Annotated in this window: 1 protein-coding gene; it reads right to left on the bottom strand. The window is 68.9% G+C overall.

What is annotated here, in order from left to right; translation table 11 throughout:
* Nucleotides 1-18: 18 nt before the first annotated feature.
* Nucleotides 19-1,221, bottom strand: coding sequence for an IS110 family RNA-guided transposase (locus tag H180DRAFT_RS28370; RefSeq protein ID WP_055489023.1), 1,203 nt, complete (start codon nt 1,219-1,221; stop codon nt 19-21).
* Between the last annotated feature and the right edge of the window lie 186 nt (nt 1,222-1,407).

The following is a 1,407-nucleotide window of genomic DNA, read 5'->3' on the forward strand; positions in this document are numbered from 1 at the left end:
GGAGTCTCAATGACGAAATCAAGCGGCTTGCGTGACCGGTGGGGCGGAGGTGAAGACCCTTCCGTCACGCAGCAGCGCCCACATCACGCTCGCTCGTCGGCGGGCCAGGGCGATGATGGCCTGGACGTGTTTGCAGCCCTCTCCGCGCTTCTTGAGGTAGAAGTCCCGGTTCGGTCCCTCGCGAATGATGCTGGTCTGCGCGGACATGTAGAACACCCGGCGCAGGCGGCGGCTGTAGCGCTGGGGCCGGTGCAGGTTGCCGGTGCGGCGCCCGGAGTCACGCGGGACCGGCACCAGTCCGGCCGCAGAGGCCAGATGGCCGGCGTCGGCGTAGGCCGACAGGTCGCCGGCGGACACGATGAACTCGGCGCCGAGGATGGGTCCCATGCCGGGCAGGGACTCGATGATCTCTGCCTGCGGGTGGCTGCGGAACGTGTCGCGGATCTGTTTGTCGATCCGCTTGAGGCGGTCGTCCAGGGCCAGGATCTGCGTGGCCAGGTCGGCGACGATCTGTGCGGCGACATCCTCGCCGGGCAGCGCGGTCTGCTGGGCCTGTGCGGACTCCAGCGCGGTTGCGGCAACCGAGTCGGCGCCCCGGACACTGCGGTTGGCCAGCCAGGCCGCCAGCCTCGTCCGGCCGCGGCGGCGGATTGCAGCCGGGGTCTGATAGCCCGTCAGCAGCACCAGCGCACCCTTATGGGCGGAGTAGTCGAAGGCCCGCTCCAGAGCGGGGAAGACGCCGGTGAGTACGTCGCGCAGGCGGTTGATCATCCGTACCCGGTCGGCCACCAGGTCGGCACGGTGGGCGGTCAGCAGTGCAAGATCGGCGGCGAGCTGCGCGGGCACGGCGATCGCGGCGAAGTCGTTTCGGTGGCGGGCGGTTTCGGCTATGACGTAGGCGTCACGGGCGTCGGTCTTCGCCTCACCACGGTAGGCCCCGGACATGCGGTTGACCGTGCGTCCGGGCACGTAGACAGCCTGCTGGCCGTGGGCCGCGAGCAGGGCCAGCAGCAGCGCCGAGGACGTCCCCGAGATATCCACCGCCCAGTGGACGTGGTCCGCCAGGTCGAGGATTTCGCCGAGCGCGGTCAGGACCGCCGACTCGTCGTTGTCGATCTTCTTCGACCACAGCGTCGCACCGGTCTCGTCGACTACCGCCGCCCAGTGATGCCCTTTGCCTGCATCGATGCCGGCCCAGACCTGGGCCCGTCGCCCGTTCACTCGCCCCTCCTCAGTTCCAACAGCACACCGTTGGCCCGAGGAACACCCCGCTGTCATCTCCGTAATCAGCGACCGAAACACACATCTCAATCAGCAGCCAGGGCGCCCGGGAGGACCGGGCGGCCACTCCTGCGAAGCCACTGAAGGCAAGAAGCCATAAGCCACACCCGGCCCTCCTGGGCCGCC

It is taken from the genome of Streptomyces sp. WMMB 322 (genome assembly GCF_900090145.1).
GTDB lineage: Bacteria > Actinomycetota > Actinomycetes > Streptomycetales > Streptomycetaceae > Streptomyces.